16 protein-coding genes are annotated in these 16,872 nt (G+C 61.8%); 10 read left to right on the forward strand and 6 right to left on the reverse strand.

Going from position 1 to position 16,872, the window contains the following annotated elements:
• Window positions 1–16: 16 nt before the first annotated feature.
• Both ASD70_RS17705 and ASD70_RS17710 read left to right on the forward strand, forming a co-directional pair.
• Window positions 17–1,030 (forward strand): zinc-binding alcohol dehydrogenase family protein, encoded by a 1,014-nt coding sequence (locus ASD70_RS17705; protein WP_056847047.1) that lies wholly within the window; start codon window positions 17–19, stop codon window positions 1,028–1,030.
• 146 nt (window positions 1,031–1,176) lie between these two features.
• Window positions 1,177–1,359 (forward strand): hypothetical protein, encoded by a 183-nt coding sequence (locus tag ASD70_RS17710; protein WP_046070755.1) that lies wholly within the window; start codon window positions 1,177–1,179, stop codon window positions 1,357–1,359.
• Window positions 1,360–1,365: 6 nt separating this feature from the next.
• On the opposite strand, the gene ASD70_RS17715 is transcribed toward ASD70_RS17710, so the two are convergent.
• Window positions 1,366–2,559, reverse strand: coding sequence for a multidrug effflux MFS transporter (locus ASD70_RS17715; RefSeq protein ID WP_046070754.1), 1,194 nt, complete (start codon window positions 2,557–2,559; stop codon window positions 1,366–1,368).
• An 87-nt stretch (window positions 2,560–2,646) separates the two neighbouring features.
• Window positions 2,647–2,844 carry a heavy-metal-associated domain-containing protein gene (locus ASD70_RS17720; RefSeq protein ID WP_046070753.1) on the reverse strand — a complete coding sequence of 66 codons (198 nt, stop codon included), beginning with the start codon at window positions 2,842–2,844 and terminating at the stop codon, window positions 2,647–2,649.
• A gap of 148 nt (window positions 2,845–2,992) precedes the next feature.
• Between ASD70_RS17720 and ASD70_RS17725 the strand changes: the two genes are divergently transcribed.
• The 3 genes from ASD70_RS17725 to cueR all read left to right on the forward strand — a co-directional run bounded on the left by ASD70_RS17725 (window position 2,993) and on the right by cueR (window position 6,039).
• Window positions 2,993–3,373 carry a hypothetical protein gene (locus ASD70_RS17725; protein WP_046070752.1) on the forward strand — a complete coding sequence of 127 codons (381 nt, stop codon included), beginning with the start codon at window positions 2,993–2,995 and terminating at the stop codon, window positions 3,371–3,373.
• Between the two features lie 66 nt (window positions 3,374–3,439).
• Window positions 3,440–5,641, forward strand: a complete 2,202-nt coding sequence (locus ASD70_RS17730) for a heavy metal translocating P-type ATPase (protein WP_046070751.1) — start codon at window positions 3,440–3,442, stop codon at window positions 5,639–5,641.
• A complete protein-coding gene (gene cueR / locus ASD70_RS17735; RefSeq protein ID WP_046070750.1) occupies window positions 5,638–6,039 on the forward strand; it encodes a Cu(I)-responsive transcriptional regulator in 402 nt (133 codons plus the stop codon). Before ASD70_RS17730 ends, cueR begins: the two co-directional genes overlap by 4 nt.
• 142 nt (window positions 6,040–6,181) lie before the next feature.
• Here the strand turns inward: cueR and ASD70_RS17740 are convergent, their stop codons facing one another.
• Together ASD70_RS17740 and ASD70_RS17745 are read right to left on the reverse strand one after the other, a co-directional pair.
• Entirely contained in the window at window positions 6,182–7,081 is a 900-nt protein-coding gene (locus tag ASD70_RS17740; RefSeq protein WP_056847048.1) for a PA4780 family RIO1-like protein kinase, read from the reverse strand.
• A 134-nt stretch (window positions 7,082–7,215) separates the two neighbouring features.
• A complete protein-coding gene (locus ASD70_RS17745) occupies window positions 7,216–8,493 on the reverse strand; it encodes an acetyl-CoA C-acetyltransferase (protein WP_056847049.1) in 1,278 nt (425 codons plus the stop codon).
• A 114-nt stretch (window positions 8,494–8,607) separates the two neighbouring features.
• Here ASD70_RS17745 and ASD70_RS17750 point away from each other — a divergent pair, with 114 nt between their 5' ends.
• The 4 genes from ASD70_RS17750 (at window position 8,608) to ASD70_RS17765 (ending at window position 14,796) form a co-directional block, all read left to right on the forward strand.
• Window positions 8,608–9,960, forward strand: coding sequence for a 3-oxoacyl-ACP reductase (locus ASD70_RS17750; protein WP_056847050.1), 1,353 nt, complete (start codon window positions 8,608–8,610; stop codon window positions 9,958–9,960).
• A 2-nt stretch (window positions 9,961–9,962) separates the two neighbouring features.
• The gene (locus tag ASD70_RS17755) at window positions 9,963–10,811 is read left to right on the forward strand and encodes a MaoC family dehydratase (RefSeq protein ID WP_056847051.1); all 849 of its coding nucleotides are present in this window, start codon (window positions 9,963–9,965) and stop codon (window positions 10,809–10,811) included.
• Between the two features lie 301 nt (window positions 10,812–11,112).
• A complete protein-coding gene (locus ASD70_RS17760) occupies window positions 11,113–12,927 on the forward strand; it encodes a collagen-like triple helix repeat-containing protein (protein ID WP_082561445.1) in 1,815 nt (604 codons plus the stop codon).
• Between the two features lie 186 nt (window positions 12,928–13,113).
• Entirely contained in the window at window positions 13,114–14,796 is a 1,683-nt protein-coding gene (locus ASD70_RS17765) for a ShlB/FhaC/HecB family hemolysin secretion/activation protein (protein WP_046070746.1), read from the forward strand.
• Window positions 14,797–14,933: 137 nt separating this feature from the next.
• Here ASD70_RS17765 and ASD70_RS17770 read toward each other — a convergent pair whose 3' ends face one another.
• Both ASD70_RS17770 and ASD70_RS17775 read right to left on the reverse strand, forming a co-directional pair.
• Complete coding sequence (locus ASD70_RS17770) at window positions 14,934–15,338, reverse strand: response regulator (protein ID WP_046070745.1); 405 nt, start codon at window positions 15,336–15,338, stop codon at window positions 14,934–14,936.
• Between the two features lie 53 nt (window positions 15,339–15,391).
• Entirely contained in the window at window positions 15,392–15,589 is a 198-nt protein-coding gene (locus ASD70_RS17775; RefSeq protein ID WP_003188231.1) for a Flp family type IVb pilin, read from the reverse strand.
• 333 nt (window positions 15,590–15,922) lie between these two features.
• On the opposite strand from ASD70_RS17775, the gene cpaB reads away from it, so the two are divergent.
• On the forward strand, window positions 15,923–16,870 hold the full coding sequence (gene cpaB, locus ASD70_RS17780) for a Flp pilus assembly protein CpaB (RefSeq protein ID WP_056847052.1): 948 nt from the start codon (window positions 15,923–15,925) through the stop codon (window positions 16,868–16,870).
• The last annotated feature ends 2 nt before the right edge of the window (window positions 16,871–16,872 follow it).

The raw sequence follows: 16,872 nt of genomic DNA on the forward strand, positions 1-16,872 counted from the left end.
CTTTACCGGAGCCACCATGAAAGCCATTGCCTACTACGCCTCACTGCCGATCCACGACCCAAAATCCCTGCAAGACATCGAACTGCCGGAGCCCGTGGCCGGCCCGCGTGACCTGTTGGTGGAAGTCAAAGCCATCTCGGTCAACCCAGTGGACACCAAGGTGCGCCAGAACGTCGCCCCCGAAAACGGCGCCGCCAAGGTGCTGGGCTGGGATGTGGCCGGTGTGGTCCAGGCCGTTGGCAGCGACGTGACGCTGTTCAAGGCTGGCGACAAGGTGTTCTACGCCGGTTCCCTGGTACGCCCAGGCGGCAACAGCGAACTGCACACGGTAGATGAGCGCATCGTCGGCCATATGCCCAAGAGCCTGGGGTTTGCCGAAGCCGCTGCATTGCCGTTGACTGCCATCACCGCCTGGGAGCTGCTGTTCGAACGCTTGCAGATAATTGAAAGCAAGGAAGATCAAGGCCAGAGCCTGCTGATCGTCGGCGCAGCCGGCGGCGTGGGGTCGATCCTGACGCAACTGGCCAACCAGCTCACCGCGCTGAAAGTCATCGGCACCGCCTCGCGCCCCGAGACCCAGGCCTGGGCCAAGGCCCTGGGTGCCCACTTGGTGATCGACCACAGCCAGCCGCTGAGCGAAGCGCTGAAACAGGCCGGTCACTCGCAAGTGACCCACGTTGCCAGCCTGACCCAGACCGAGCATCACCTCGATCAACTGGTGGAGGCGCTGCAACCCCAAGGCAAGCTGGCGCTGATCGATGACCCCAAGGCGCTGGATGTGAGCAAGCTCAAGCGCAAGAGCCTGTCGCTGCACTGGGAGTTCATGTACACCCGCTCGATGTTCGAAACGCCGGACATGATCGAGCAGCACAACTTGCTCAACCGCGTGGCCGAACTGATCGACGCCGGCATCCTGGAAACCACGGTGGGCGAGCACTTCGGTGTAATCAATGCGGCCAACCTGCGGCGTGCCCACGCGCTGCTGGAAAGCGGCAAGGCCAAGGGCAAGATCGTGCTGGAAGGGTTCTAAAAAAACGACTGTCAGTGTCGTCCGTTATTCATGTAATTAATGGACGACGCCATTAGTCTGAGAGTTGACCCTTGTCATATTTTTAAGGGGATTCGGGTTTATATTGGCCGCCTTTGCCACGAGTCTTTTACGCGAGGAAGTCAGCAATGAAGATCCTGATAAAAGCGTTAGCAAAATCCCCAGGCAGCCAATGGCAGGTTCGTCTCGACGGCAAAGCCATCACCTTTCGCAGTGAAGCCGAGGCCCGCGCCTTTGCCGAAACCCTGCAAGCCCGTATCCAGGCGCCCCACCGCTTTCCCCTCGGCCAGCAACGCTCCGCCGCTGGCTGACCCATTTCAGACCTGCGCCTGTTCGGCCCTTGCCCGTTGCAGGCGCTGGGTCGACATCGCAATCGTCACCGCCAGCACACCACACAAGCTGATGACCATGGCCATCGGCATCGCTGTGCCGTCGTGCAACACGCCGACCAACGACGCAGCCCCTGCCGCCACACCGAACTGAATGCAACCGAGCAACGCCGACGCACTGCCGGCCCGGGCGCCCTGCCCGCTCATGGCGCACGCCGAGGTATTGGGCAAAATGCAGCCCAGGCTGGCGATACAGATAAACAGTGGCACCAGCAAAGGCCACAAGGCCTCGGTGCGCAGCGCGGCAATACCCAGCAACGTTAACGCGGCCGCCACATAGACCCATACCGTGCGCGACAGCAAAAACGCCGGGCCGCGCTTGGCCAGCAACCGCGCATTCAACTGCGCTACCAGGATAAAGCCGGCGGCGTTGGAACCGAACAGCCAGCCGTAATGCTCGGCAGGCACGCCGTAGAGTTTGATAAATACGAAGGGAGAGCCGGCGATGTAGGCAAACATCCCGGCAATCGAGATGCCGCCGGTCAAGGCATAGCCGAGGTATACGCGGTCCGACAACAGCGAGCCGTAGCGGCGCAACGAGCCAGACAACGGCTGGCGCGGCTGATCGGCCGGGAAGGTTTCCGGCAACCCGACTGCCACGGCAATCGCCGCCATTACGCTGAACAACGACAGTGCCAGGAAGATCGATTGCCAGCCCCACACCCCGACCATCAACCCGCCCGCCAAAGGTGCAAGGATCGGCGCCAGGCCGGTGACCAGCATCAGTTGCGAATACACCTTGGCCGAGCCCACCGCATCGCACTTGTCACTGACCACAGCCCTGGAAATCACCATGCCCGCGCAACCGCCAAGGGCCTGCACGAAGCGCGCAACGATCAGCCATTCCAGGGACGGTGCGTAGGCACAGGCGAAGGACGCAAGGGTAAACAGAGTGACGCCACTGAGCAGCGGCACGCGACGACCAAAGCGGTCGGCCAATGGGCCGTAGATCAATTGGCCAATAGCCAGGCCGGCGAAGTACACCGCCAGGGTCAACTGGATATGTTTTTCATCGGTGGCAAAGGCCGTGGCCATCGCCGGAAAGCCCGGCAGGTAAAAATCGATCGCCAACGGCGCAAAGGCGCTCAAGGCGCCCAAAATCAGGATTATGCGAAGGTTCATCAGACACCCAAGTGAGTCGGCAGCCCGACAGTCTAGCCGCGCTTGGGTGCCATGAACATTACGTTAGGTCGCTAACGATCAGAAAAATCACGCCAGCTTAGCGGTGTAGCCCTCATCGATGATCAGTTCGATGACCTTATCCGCGGGCAGGCTGCTTGCCACGCGCACTTCTTTAGCGCCCAAATCCACTTCGACACTCGCTGCCGGATCCTGGCTCTGTACCGCCTGGGTCACCGCACGAACGCAATGGCCGCAGGTCATTCCTTCAACACTGAATATTTGCATGACATGACTCCTTTGATGAGGTTGGGACACAGTGTCAACCTTGCCACGACAGCAAGGTCAAGTTTCAAAAAAATCGGCCGGGCTGGTATTCGCAGGCAACGTCGGCCAAGCTTCAACTTTCCTTGCTGTGAACCACGGAGCATTCGCCATGCGCTGGTCGTTTTTTGCCCTTGCCGGCCTGATGAGCCTGTCTGCTGCTGCGCCCCAAGCCCTTGCCGCTGAAGATTATGCGGTGCTGATCATTTCCCGCGAGCGCCTGGAGGTGCCGACCAACTGCGAGATCGGCCTGTATATCCAGGACCAGTTGGCCGGGCGCCTGTTCCAGGAACAGGCCACCTCGTTCAATCTGCCTGCGGGCGATGTATCGCTGCGTCTCAAGCTGCTACCAGGTCAGTCCGGAGGCTGCCTGCCCAGCCTGCTGGCGCCACCCGCGCAGAACATTACCTTGAAGGCTGGCGATGTACGCAAATTGCGTATCGCTCAAGGCCCGGACGGCATGTACCTCAAGCCTGCGGCATTGGAATACTGAAGACGCTTGACCTTCTCCACAGGTTAAGGTTGATCCTAAGGGCAACTTCTCCTGGAGGACTGTCCCATGAATGGATCCACCACATTTGACTTGCCCATCGGCGGCATGACCTGCGCCAGCTGTGCCGGCCGCGTCGAACGCGCGCTGGGCAAGGTGCCGGGGGTACAGCGTGTCAGCGTCAACCTGGCCAACGAACGCGCTCATATCGAAGTGCTCGGCCAGATGGACGCCAGCGTACTGATCGCCGCAGTCGACAAGGCCGGCTACACCGCCACCCTGCCCCAAAGCGAAACCGCCACCGAAGCCGACCAGGCCCGACGCCTGCGCCGTGAGCGATGGGCGTTGGTGGCAGGGATCCTGCTGGCGTTGCCCTTAGTGCTGCCAATGCTGGTGGAACCCTTCGGCCTGCACTGGATGCTCCCCGCCTGGATACAGTTTGCCCTGGCCACGCCGGTGCAATTCATCCTCGGTGCGCGCTTCTATGTTGCCGCATGGAAAGCCGTACGCGCCGGCGCTGGCAATATGGACCTGCTGGTGGCGATCGGCACCAGCGCCGGCTACGGCCTGAGCATCTATGAATGGCTCACCGCCGCCCCAGGCGTGACGCCGCACCTGTACTTCGAAGCCTCAGCGGTAGTCATCGCCCTGGTGCTGCTGGGCAAATACCTGGAAAGCCGCGCCAAACGCCAGACCGCCAGCGCGATCCGCGCCCTGGAAGCCTTGCGTCCGGAACGGGCGATCCGCGTGCAGGATGGCCGCGAAGAAGACGTCGCGATCAATGCGTTGAAGCACGGTGACCTGGTGCTGGTCAAACCCGGCGAACGCTTCCCGGTGGACGGTGAAGTGGTGGAGGGCCAAAGCCATGCCGATGAGGCGCTGATCAGCGGTGAAAGCCTGCCGGTGCCTAAACAGCCGGGCGACCCGGTCACCGGTGGCGCCATCAACGGTGAAGGTCGTTTATTGGTGCGCACCCTGGCCCTGGGGGCCGAGAGCGTGCTGGCGCGCATCATCCGCCTGGTCGAAGACGCCCAGGCTGCCAAGGCGCCGATCCAGAAACTGGTGGATAAAGTCAGCCAGGTGTTTGTACCAGCGGTATTGGTCTTGGCGTTGATCACCGTAGTGGGCTGGTGGTGGTACGGCGCATCCCTGGAAACTGCGATCATCAATGCGGTTGCAGTGCTGGTGATCGCTTGCCCTTGCGCCCTGGGTCTGGCCACGCCAACTGCGATCATGGCCGGCACCGGCGTCGCCGCGCGCCACGGCATTCTGATCAAGGATGCCGAAGCATTGGAGCGCGCCCATGCGGTGAGCGCCGTGGTGTTCGACAAGACCGGCACCCTCACCTCCGGCGCGCCGAAAATTGCGCACCTGGCGGCCGTGGATGGCAACGAAGCACTCTTGTTGCAACAGGCCGGCGCGTTGCAACGCGGCAGTGAACACCCATTGGCCAAGGCCGTGCTGGATGCGTGCCAGGAGAAAGGTCTGGACGTGGCCGATGTGAGTGCCAGCCAGTCCCTGACCGGACGCGGCATTGCCGGCACGCTGGACGGTCGGCCACTGGCGCTGGGTAATCGACGCTTGCTGGAAGAGACGGGCTTGGAGGCGGGCGAATTGGCTCAGCGCGCCAAGGATTGGGAAGCCGAAGGCCGCACCTTGTCCTGGCTTATCGAGCAAGGCACGCAGCCCCGCGTATTGGGCTTGTTCGCGTTTGGCGACACCCTCAAGCCCGGCGCGCTGGAGGCCGTGCAACAGCTCAAAGCGCAACACATCAGCAGCCACCTGATTACCGGCGATAACCACGGCAGTGCCCGGGTCGTCGCAGAGGCCTTGGGTATCGACGATGTGCACGCCGAGGTACTGCCCGCCTACAAAGCGGCTGCCGTTGCCGAACTGAAAAAAACCGGCGTGGTGGCGATGGTCGGCGACGGCATCAACGACGCCCCGGCCCTGGCCGCGGCCGATATCGGCATCGCCATGGGTGGCGGTACCGACGTGGCCATGCACGCGGCCGGCATCACCCTGATGCGGGGCGACCCACGCCTGGTGCCGGCGGCCCTGGAGATCAGCCGCAAGACCTACGCGAAAATTCGCCAGAACTTGTTCTGGGCCTTTGTGTATAACTTGATCGGCATTCCCCTGGCCGCCTTCGGCCTGCTCAACCCGGTGCTGGCCGGTGCGGCGATGGCCTTGTCCAGCGTCAGCGTGGTGAGTAATGCACTGTTGTTGAAAACCTGGAAACCCAAGGACTTGGAGGATCAACGCCCATGAACATCGGCCAAGCCGCCCGCAACAGCGGGCTGAGCGCAAAGATGATTCGCTACTACGAATCCATCGGCCTGCTGAAAACGCCCCATCGCACTGACAGCGGCTATCGCGTGTATGGCCATGACGACCTGCACACCCTGACGTTTATCAAGCGCTCGCGGGACCTGGGGTTTTCACTGGAAGAAGTCGGCAAGCTGCTGACCCTGTGGGAAGACCGCCAACGGGCCAGCGCCGACGTAAAAGCCTTGGCGCGCCAGCACATCGACGAGCTGAATCACAAGATTCGCGAATTGGGGCAACTGCGCGATACCTTGCAGGACCTGATGGAGCACTGCCAGGGCGATCATCGACCGGACTGCCCGATACTCAAGGAGTTGGCAGCGGGCAACTGCTGCGCCTGATGCTCTAACTGGCTACACGCAAATCCAAATGTGGGAGGGGGCTTGCTCCCGATGAGGGAGTGTCAGTCAACACATCTGTCGCTGACACACCGCCATCGGGAGCAAGCCCCCTCCCACATTTTGATCTTCATCTACCCGAAGATCACTGCATCCAAGGCGGCGGCGGTGGTTCCTCCGGCACTTTGCTCGGTGGCGCATCATCCGCCGCACGAATCGCCTGGCGACGCTCTTCATCCAGCCGCGCCGCTTCGATCTCGCGGATCACACCGCCCACATCCGCCAGCTCTTCCGGTTCGTCGAACTCACCGGTCAATACACTGGCCGGGTGCAAGGTGCCGGCTTCGTACAGCGCCCACATTTCCTTGGCGTACTTGGTCTTCTTCAACTCCGGGGCAAAGCGCCCGAAGTAGGAAGCCATGTTGCCAACGTCGCGCTCCAACATGTTGAATGCATGGTTGTTGCCCGCCGCATCCACCGCCTGGGGCAGGTCGATGATCACCGGGCCCGTTGGCGTGAGCAGTACGTTGAACTCAGAAAGGTCGCCGTGCACCAGGCCGGTGCATAGCATCAGCACGATCTGGGAGATCAGGAAGGCGTGGTATTCACGCGCCTGGTCCGGCTCCAGCACCACGTCGTTCAGGCGCGGCGCCGCATCGCCGTACTCGTCGGCCACCAGCTCCATCAGCAGCACGCCTTCAAGAAAGTCATACGGCTTGGGCACGCGAACGCCGGCACCGGCCAGGCGGAACAGCGCCGCAACTTCGGCGTTCTGCCAGGCGTCCTCGGTTTCTTTCTTGCCGAACTTGGAGCCCTTGGCCATGGCCCGGGCCTGGCGGCTGTTACGAACCTTACGGCCTTCCTGGTATTCGGCCGCCTGACGAAAACTTCGTTTGTTCGCCTCCTTGTAAACCTTGGCGCAACGCAATTCGTTGCCGCAGCGCACCACATAAACAGCTGCTTCTTTACCACTCATGAGTGGGCGCAGCACTTCGTCGACCAGACCGTCTTCGATCAGGGGTTCAATGCGTTTAGGAGTCTTCATCAGCTTTTATTGTGGGTCCTGTATTACCAAACACGCGTGTGGCACTCGTTATACGGCAATCGGCTCGCCGGTGGGAGAGGCTACCGACCTCTGACCACTGAAGAATGCATGCAATGGGCCAATTTTGTCGTTAATCAGCGTTCGATAATCGCCGTCACCCCTTGGCCGCCAGCAGCACAGATCGAAATCAGCCCGCGACCTTTGCCCGCCGCATCCAACAGTTTGGCGAGGTTGGCGACGATGCGCCCGCCGGTGGCGGCAAACGGATGGCCCGCCGCCAGGGAACTGCCCTTGACGTTGAGCCGACTGCGGTCGATGGACCCCAGCGGCGCATCCAGGCCCAGGCGGGTCTTGCAATAGTCCGCATCTTCCCACGCCTTGAGCGTGCACAACACCTGGGCGGCGAAGGCTTCGTGGATCTCATAGTAATCAAAGTCCTGCAGGGTCAAGCCGTTGCGGGCAAGCAAGCGCGGCACCGCATACACCGGCGCCATCAACAGGCCCTCGGCACCGTTGACGAAATCCACCGCAGCCGCTTCGCCATCGCGCAGGTACGCCAGGATAGGCAGGCCACGCTCCTTGGCCCAGGCTTCACTGCCCAGCAGCACCAGGGATGCGCCATCGGTGAGCGGCGTGGAGTTGCCGGCGGTGAGCGTGCCCTTTGCGCTGCGCTCGAAGGCCGGCTTGAGGCTGGCGAGTTTCTCCAGGGTCAGGTCGGGGCGCAGGTTGTTGTCGCGGGTGAGGCCAAGAAAGGGCGTGAGCAAGTCGTTGTGCCAGCCTTCGGCGTAGGACGCGGCCATTTTCTGATGACTCTCAAGCGCAAACTGGTCCTGTTCGACGCGAGGAATCTGCCAGGTCTGCGCCATCAGTTCGCAATGCTGGCCCATGGACAAGCCGGTGCGTGGTTCGCCATTACGCGGCAGTTCCGGCTTGAGATGTTGGGGACGAAGTTGTAACAAGGTTTTTAGTTTATCCACCATGGATTTACCGCGATTGGCTTGCAGCAAAAGCTTGCGCAAGCCTTCGTTCACCCCGATCGGAGCATCGGACGTGGTGTCTACGCCGCCGGCAATCCCACATTCGATCTGGCCCAGAGCAATTTTGTTGGCCACCAGCAACGCCGCCTCCAGCCCGGTGCCGCAGGCTTGCTGGATATCGTATGCAGGGGTTTGCGGCGACAGGCGCGAGCCGAGCACGCATTCGCGGGTCAGGTTGAAGTCTCGGGAGTGCTTGAGTACCGCGCCGGCGGCTACCTCGCCCATGCGCAGGCCGTGCAGGTTGTAGCGCTCGATCAGGCCCTCCAGCGCGGCGGTCAGCATCGCCTGGTTGCTCGCCGTGGCGTATGGGCCATTGGAGCGGGCGAAAGGAATGCGATTACCGCCAATGATCGCTACACGGCGCAATTGAGTCATGGAAAGCTCCCTTTTGAAGGTGGGTGGAATCATCAAGCCTAGCCTAGGCTCAATCGAACGACTGCCACCCCAGGGTGGTCAACCCTTTGAACCCCAGCCTTCGGAGAGCGTTCCATGTCTGACCGTTATATCGACTTCGCCAACTCAAGCCTCGGCCATCGCCTGGTCGCCGCCATTGGCCTGCCGTCGCCGGTACGCCTGGAACGCTGGCAGGCCGGACGACTGCGCCCGGTCGAGGGTGCACTGCTGCTCGGCGGGGGCTCGTTGACGACCCAGGTGCTGGCGTTTGCCAATCGACTCACCGACGCGGTTTACAGCTACGGCACCGAAGCCTCGACAGCAACCGCGTGGATCCCCGGGCACGGCCCTAAGCTTAAGGCGGTGGTGTTCGACGCCAGCCACTTGCAGCACACCGACCAGCTCAAGCAACTGCGCGAGTTCTTCCAGCCGCTGCTGAAAAACCTTGATCACAGTGCCCACGTGGTGATCCTCGGCCGGGCGCCGGAAAGCCTCAGCGATCCGTTTGCTGCCAGCGCCCAGCATGCCCTGGAAGGTTTCAGCCGCTCCCTGGCCAAGGAGTTGCGCAGCGGCGGCGTATTGCAATTGCTGTATGTGGGCGACGGCGCCGAGGACCAGCTGGAAGGTGCGCTGCGGTTTTTCCTGTCGCCGAAAAGCGCTTATATCTCGGGCCAGGTCATCCGCCTCGCGGCCTGCGACACCCCGGTCGAGGACTGGACGCGCCCGCTCGCGGGGCGCAAAGCCCTGGTCACCGGAGCCGCCCGTGGCATCGGTGCTTCCATCGCTGAGACCCTGGCCCGCGACGGTGCCGAGGTGATTCTGCTCGACGTGCCCCAGGCCAAGGCCGATCTCGAAGCCCTGGCTGCGCGCTTGAATGCGCGCACGGTGGTACTGGATATCTGCGCCGAAGACGCCGCCAGCCAACTGGTCGAACACCTGCCCGACGGCCTCGATATCCTGGTACACAACGCCGGTATCACCCGCGACAAGACCCTGGCCAACATGACCCCGGAATACTGGGACGCCGTGCTGGCCGTCAACCTCAATGCCCCGCAGGTGCTGACCAAGGCCCTGCTCGACAGCGGCAGCCTGCATGACAACGCACGGGTGGTGCTGCTGGCCTCGATCAGCGGCATTGCCGGTAATCGCGGGCAAACCAACTATGCCGCGAGCAAGGCCGGCTTGATCGGCCTGGCCCAGGCCTGGGCGCCCCTGTTGAAGGAACGCGGAATCAGCATCAATACCGTGGCGCCAGGTTTTATCGAGACCCAGATGACCGCGCATATCCCGTTCGCCCTGCGTGAAGCCGGGCGTCGCATGAGTTCATTAGGCCAGGGTGGCTTGCCCCAGGACGTGGCCGAAGCGGTGGCCTGGCTCGGTCAGCCGGGTTCCGGTGCGGTCAGCGGCCAAGCGCTGCGGGTATGTGGGCAAAGTCTTCTGGGAGCGTAAACATGCAATGGCACACCTTAGACAGTTCGCCCTCTCTACTGCCGTTGTATTGGCGAGCGGCGCTCAAGCGCAAGATCACCGGCAGCACCTTGCCCGAACACGGCTTGCGTTGCCGGGTCAGCGTCAACCCCAGGGCCGTCGCGGCTTACCGAAAGGTCTGCGGGTTTGCCGACGGCCCGATGCTACCGGCGACCTATCCGCATATCCTGGCGTTCGGCCTGCAGATGCAGTTGCTGACTGACAAGGCGTTTGCGTTCCCCTTGCTGGGGCTGGTTCACCTGAGCAATCGCATCCGCATTCATCGCCCCTTGGGTGGCGTGGGCGACCTGAGCATCGGCGTCTATGCGCATAACCTGAAGCCCCACGCCAAGGGCGCGACCTTTGACATTGTGACCGTGGTCGAGGATGCGCTTGGGCTGCTCTGGGAGGCCGAAAGCCAAATGCTATGTCGCGGCGTGAAGCTTGAAGGCGAAGCCGTGGATAAAACCTTCCTGGCCCCTGGCCCGACCAGCGAGCTGACACGCTGGAAAGCGCCTGCCGATATCGGCCGCCGCTATGCCCGGGTGTCGGGCGATTACAACCCGATCCACCTCAGTGCGCCGACGGCCAAGTTATTCGGTTTTCCCCAGGCCATTGCCCATGGGCTGTGGAATAAGGCGCGCACCCTGGCGGCGCTGGGAGCACATCTGCCGGCTGCCAATATTGAGATAGAAGTCGAGTTCAAGAAGCCCGTGCGCCTGCCCAGTGAAGTGATATTGATGAGCAGCACTGCCGGTTCCAGTGGCGAGCTGGTACTCCAAGGCGCGGGCGACATTCAGCATATGCTCGGCAAGTGGCAGCCGATCGCCTGAAATACCCTGCTTAATTGTATATATATACCCAAAGTTATAGCGGACCTCACGAGGTCCGTTTTTTTATTTAACTCACTGATTTAAAAGATTTAAGTTTTATCAAAGTCTTTTCTATTACACCTTTCGTATTAGTCGTTAAGCCGACTAAGACCTTATCTATATAAATCGTTAATACCAAGTTGAGCGTTGCACGAAAGAGCGCCTGGGCCTGTGATAACCACACGGACAAACCTATCGCTACCCCAAGAAGTAACGAGGGTTTGAAACAACCAAGGTTGTACCAGGTGCAAGGAACTCAATCATGAAAACTCAAGTAGTGTTTTGGAAAGCAAGTACCGCTCTGGCCCTGATCATGGCGTTGAGCCTCGGTGGCTGCAGCAGCGGAGGTGGCGGGCATAAATCCAGCGTGGCAGCGTCCTCACCAGATGCCGGAGCAGGTGCAGGCACAGGTAGTGGTGACGGCGGCACGGGCGGTGGCACGGGCGGAACTGGCGGTGGTACCGGCGGCACTGACGGCGGCACGGGCGGAACTGGTGGTGGCACTGGCGGCACTGACGGCGGCACGGGTGGTGGCACCGGCGGAACTGACGGCGGCACGGGTGGGACCGGCGGCGGCACTGGCGGCACTGACGGCGGAACAGGTGGTACGGGCGGCGGCACGGGTGGAACCGGTGGCGGTACTGGTGGGACTGGCGGAGGCACTGGCGGCACAGGTGGCGGTACTGGTGGGACCGGCGGAGGCACTGGCGGCACAGGTGGCGGCACCGGCGGAACGGGTGGTGGTACTGGCGGCGGAACTGGCTCGACAACCACCCCACTGATCACCGGCCAGATCGCTGGCACCCTCGGCACCACCGTGGGCAATGTAGGCGCAGCCGTGGGTGATCTTGGCTCGACCTTGAACGGTGTACCCGTCGTCGGCGTTACCGCTGGCGGCCTGGTGACCTCGGCAGGCACTGCTGTCACCAGCATCGGTACCGGCGTGACCACCGGCCTGGGCTCGCTGGGCACCAATAGCAACTCCCTGGGCATCACCGTGGCAGGCGTAGGTAATGGCGTCGCCGACCTGGGCGGCGGCCTCTCGACCACCGGCCAATCGCTGTCGACCACCCTCGGCGGCGTCCCCGTGGTCGGTGGCTTGACCGGCGGTGTCGGCGGTGCGGTCGGCGGCGTAGTCGATAAAGTCGGCACCACGGTGACCATGCTCGGCGATACCCTCAGCACCGCCAGCACCACTGGCCCGCTGGGTTCGCTGACCAACACCCTGGGTGGCAAAATAGTGGTGCCTGTGGTGTCGCTGGTGGAAAACACCACCGGCAATCTGGGCACCGCAACCGGCCTGGGCACTCCCGTCAATGGCCTGCTGGACAAAGTCGGCTCGACGGTCACCAGCCTGGGTACCCAAGTCGCCAGCACTGGCGGCACCGGCAACCCTGTCACCAGCGTGGTCGGCAGCGTGCTGACTGGCGTCGGGGGCACACTCGATAAGTCCGGCGGTTATGTCGCACCTGCGGGTGGCACGGCAGCCCCCGGCATACCGGAACTGGTGGGTGGCCTGGTAAGTAACGTGGGTACTGGCCTGAATGTGGGCAACACCAACGGCACCGTCAGTGCAGCCGGCGTAACCGGCGGCGCGCTGGGCAACACCATCGCCTCCGTAGGCACCGTGCTGGGTGGTACCGGCGTCGCCAACACCGGCGCCACGGCACCGGTCGCAGCAGTCGCAACCAATGTCGGCGCAGCTTTGAACCCAGTGACTTCCGGCGTCACTGCACTGACGCAAAACATTGGTACCACCACTGGCGTTGGTGCTCCAGTCAACGGCCTGGTAACACAAGTCGGCGGCGCTGTGAGCAGCCTGGGCACTAACCTCACCACAGCCAATGCCAACCCGGTCACCAACACCCTCGGCACCACCGTTACGGCGGTCGGCAACACCGTGAGCTCGGTAGGTGGCCTGGTCACCGGCGGCACTGGCGGCACCAGCGGTGGCCTGCTTGGCGGCCTGAACGTCGGCGCCAGCACCACAACCACCGGTACTGCAACGACAACAACCGGCGGCACCACAGCAACGGGCGGTCTTGGCGGTTTGTTGAACGGCCTGACCGGAAAATAGAATTGCACCTGGCCGATTAGACGGCCTCCCCTACAGCGCCTACGCTTGGTTGAGACGAGAGACCCTAAATAAGTCTCTCGTCTTTTTTATGGGCGGCGACATAGGTGATGAACCGCCGCCCTCCCGAACCGCGTCCTAGAACCCGGCGGGCCCGAAGCGCTGCTGCAGTTGACCATGGAGTGTCCTATGCGCGTGTTGACACCGTTGTTATTGATGACCCTCAGTGCCTACGTACAGGCCGAGCCCCTTCCCAGCTTTTTGAACAGTAACGACACAATCCGCACCCTGCCGGTCCCCAACCTGCCCGCCGACGCCTACCGCCCGGCCACCCCGCAAACCCAGGTGCCCGAGGCGCCGCCGACGGCGGGCCAGCCGCTGCTGATGGACACCAAGGTCACCATCCGCAAGCTGCAAATCGAAGGCGGGACGATCTACCCGCTCACCGAGACTGCCAAGGCCTACGCGCCGTTGATTGGACGTGAGACCAACCTCGCGCAACTGATCGAAGCCACCCGTGGCATCACCCGCCGCTACCAGCAAGACGGCTACCTGCTGTCCTATGCGTTCCTGCCGCAGCAGAACTTCGAAAACGGCCTGGTCCGCGTGGTCCTGGTGGAGGGTTACATCAAGGATTACCAGCAGACCGGCGACATCGGCCCGGTGTCGGCCTACGTCGACAAGCTGGCGAATAAACTCCTGGCCGAACGCCCCCTGACCCGCAAAACCTTCGAACGCTACACCACTCTGATGAGCCGCATCCCGGGCCTCACCGTGCAGGCGCAAGTGCCGCCGCCGGGCACCACCGATGGCGCCACGCACATGCAGATCCAGGCCAGCCGCAAGCCCTTCACCACCAGCATGAGCCTGGTGCAGAAAAGCCGTGGCGGCACCCAGGCGTTGCTCAGCGCCACCAGCAATTCGCAAACCTTCCTGGGCGAACAGCTCACCGTCAGCGGCCTGTTCCCGCCAGGCGAAGATAAAGAGCATTACTACCGCGTGGACTACAACCAGTTCATCAATGCCGAAGGCAGCCAGTTCGCACTGGCCGCCGAACGTTACCGCGCCGACCCCAATGCCAATGTGCAACTGGACGGCGGCTTCCAACTCAAGCCGCACCAGTCCGTGGACCGCTACTCCATTGGCCTGAGCCACCCGCTGATTGCCTCGCCCACCGAGTCGCTGACCCTGGGTACGCGCCTGTACGCCGTGGACCAGACCACCCGCTACAAACTGGTGGGCTACCCGCTGCGTTTTGATATCGAATCGAACCTGCGTGCGCTGGCGTTCGAGGGTGATTGGCGCAAGGCTGATGCGCGGCAATTGCGCATTATCAGCGGCGGCTTGTACCGGGGTATCGACGGCTTGGGCGCCAAAGCCCGCAGTGACCTGGACGTGGCAAAGCCCGACCTCGACTTCTTCCGCCTGCGGCTGTCCGGGGTGCAAAGCAACAAGTTCTTCGATAACTGGCAAGGCGTGCTTTCAGGAGCCTTCTACTGGAGTAACGACACCCTGCCCGACAGCGAGCGCGCCACCTTCGGCGGGCAGAACTTCGGCCGCGGCTACCCTGATGACCAAGGCTCGGGCGACAAGGGCTGGGGCGCGGCCTACGAGGTCAACTACAGCTACAACCGCGCCGGTGACTGGGTGAAAGTCCTGCAACCCTATGTGGTGCTCGACCGCGCCAAAACCTGGTTCAACGAGCTGCCGGTGAAGGCCAGCGACATGTCATCGGCGGCCGTGGGCCTGCGCTTTGGCGACAACAAGTACTACAACATCGCCCTGGAAGCGGCCAAACCGATGTCGGACATAGCCCTGGACAGCTACAACCGGCGGCCGCGGTATACGTTGAGTTTCAGTTATCAGCTCTGACCCAGCCGATGCCTTAACTAAAAATGTGGGAGGGGGCTTGCCCCCGATGAGGGAATGCCAGCCAGCAAATCTGTGACTGACACACCGCCATCGGGGGCAAGCCCTCTCCCACATTTTTTTGGAACTGCGCGGGCCAACTACCGACGGGACTTCGGCAGAGGAAACAGGCTGTTGAGGGTATCGATCAAGCGCACCAGATAGATCGGCTTGCGAAACAGATCCAGCACCTGCAGACGCAGCATGTCACTGACATCATCCATCTCGGCATGGCCGGACATCACGATCACAGGCAAATGCGAGCGCGATGTGTGTTCGCGCAGGCGCTTGATCAAGGAAATCCCGCTTTCCTCGGGCATGCGCAAGTCAGTGATGACCAACGCTATATCAGGATGAAGTGTCAATTCTTGCAGGGCGAAAGTCACGGACGTGGATGTGAAACAGACGAATCCCTCGTTTTCGAGGGATTCGGCTAACTCGACCAGCGCATCCTCCTCGTCGTCCACCAATAGGATTTGTTGGCGGGCTGACGACGGGGGGCTCATGGGCAGTACCTGATTAAAAAGATCATCGAAACGACAACCTACAGTACTTACGGTTATGTCGCCGCCGGCAGTGCATCGGACACCTTCTGGAAAACGCCTTTTATTTTATCGCCCAGCCCAGTACCGAACCCAATGATCACCAACGCAACTATCGCCACGATAATCACATACTCAATGGCTGATGCTCCGTCTCTGCGACGCAAGAATAACTGAGCGTGAATGTAAAACTTCAAGAACAGATCAAGGATCATAAGACTTCTCCTTCATGCGCCACAAAGCGCCGTTACTGCTGGCCCGCACGATGATTGCCGTGTGCCACTAGAGCATTGTCAACAAAGTTGACACTCACAACTGTAAGAACGAATTAATCACAAAGTATTAGTCGCGGCGCTGCCGCCCCAAATCCGATTTTACGGGGGTCAGATTTAGCCTACAGATAATTTTTTCATACGGTAATGGCATTTCGTCCTAGCTGAGCTACCTTCAAATAGCCAAATCGTTAGTTGTTCATCACAGCTAAGTTGCGAAATTAACTCGTTTGGATTAACGGGCATAAGCAGTGCAACGGGATAGGGAGAGCCGTCATGAACAGTCGCATCAGCATGGTCCTGGCTGGCTTGCTGCTTGTCGCAGCTTTAATTGCAGGGTATTGGGGGCTGGTGCTGAGTCGTCCTCCGGAATCCGTAGTGGCCCCATCGCCGGAACCTGTCATTTCCGTTGAAAAAACCCTGACTGCCGTGGAAGACCAAACCCGCCAACCGGTGGTGGTACTGGTACACGCGGTGCCCGCTTTTGCCCCCCTTACCGCTGCCGACGTGGCCGTGGAAAAATTGCGCACCGTTCCGGCCGGCAGCCTGACCAGCCTCGACCAGGCTATCGGTCGTACGCCCTTGCGCGCGCTGGGTGCAGGGACGTGGCTAAACGATGAAAGTTTCACCGCCGGTGGGCCTCTGGCTCGCATGATTCGTGCGAATGAACGCGCACTGGCGGTCGCCGTCGATGAGGTCATCGGTGCTGGCGGCCAACTGAGCCCCGGCGATTACGTCGACGTCCTTCTGTTCCTGCGTCAGGACAACGCCAATGCCGAGCAATCGGCGCAGGTGATCATTCCCGCGATTCGGCTGCTCAGCGTCGGCGACCAATTGGGGCTGGCCAACGACGGCACACCGGCAGTGCCCCCACCGGCCACCGCCGAAGAGCGCGCCCAAGCTGCCCAACGGCGTACCGCAGCGCGCAGTGTCGTGCTGGCGGTGCCCGAACCGTTGCTGAGCCGGCTGATGCTCGCCTCCCAAGCCGGCACGCTGCGCCTGGCTGTGCGCAGTGCCGACGAACAGTTGCTCAGCCGCTATTGGGCCGGCGAAAGCGACACGCCGGACAAAGTGCAAAGCGCCAACCGCGACCTCTACCAATTCACCCAACTGGCCCTCACCGGCCCGCCGAAAAAAGTCGCCCCCACGGTTGCCGACACCGGCCAGCGTCGGGGCGTCGAAGTGATTCGTGGCGCTTCGGCGGCCCAACAAACCCCTGATTGAAC

This window comes from Pseudomonas sp. Root569 (assembly GCF_001427465.1).
In the GTDB taxonomy this organism is placed as follows: Bacteria; Pseudomonadota; Gammaproteobacteria; order Pseudomonadales; family Pseudomonadaceae; genus Aquipseudomonas; species Aquipseudomonas synxantha.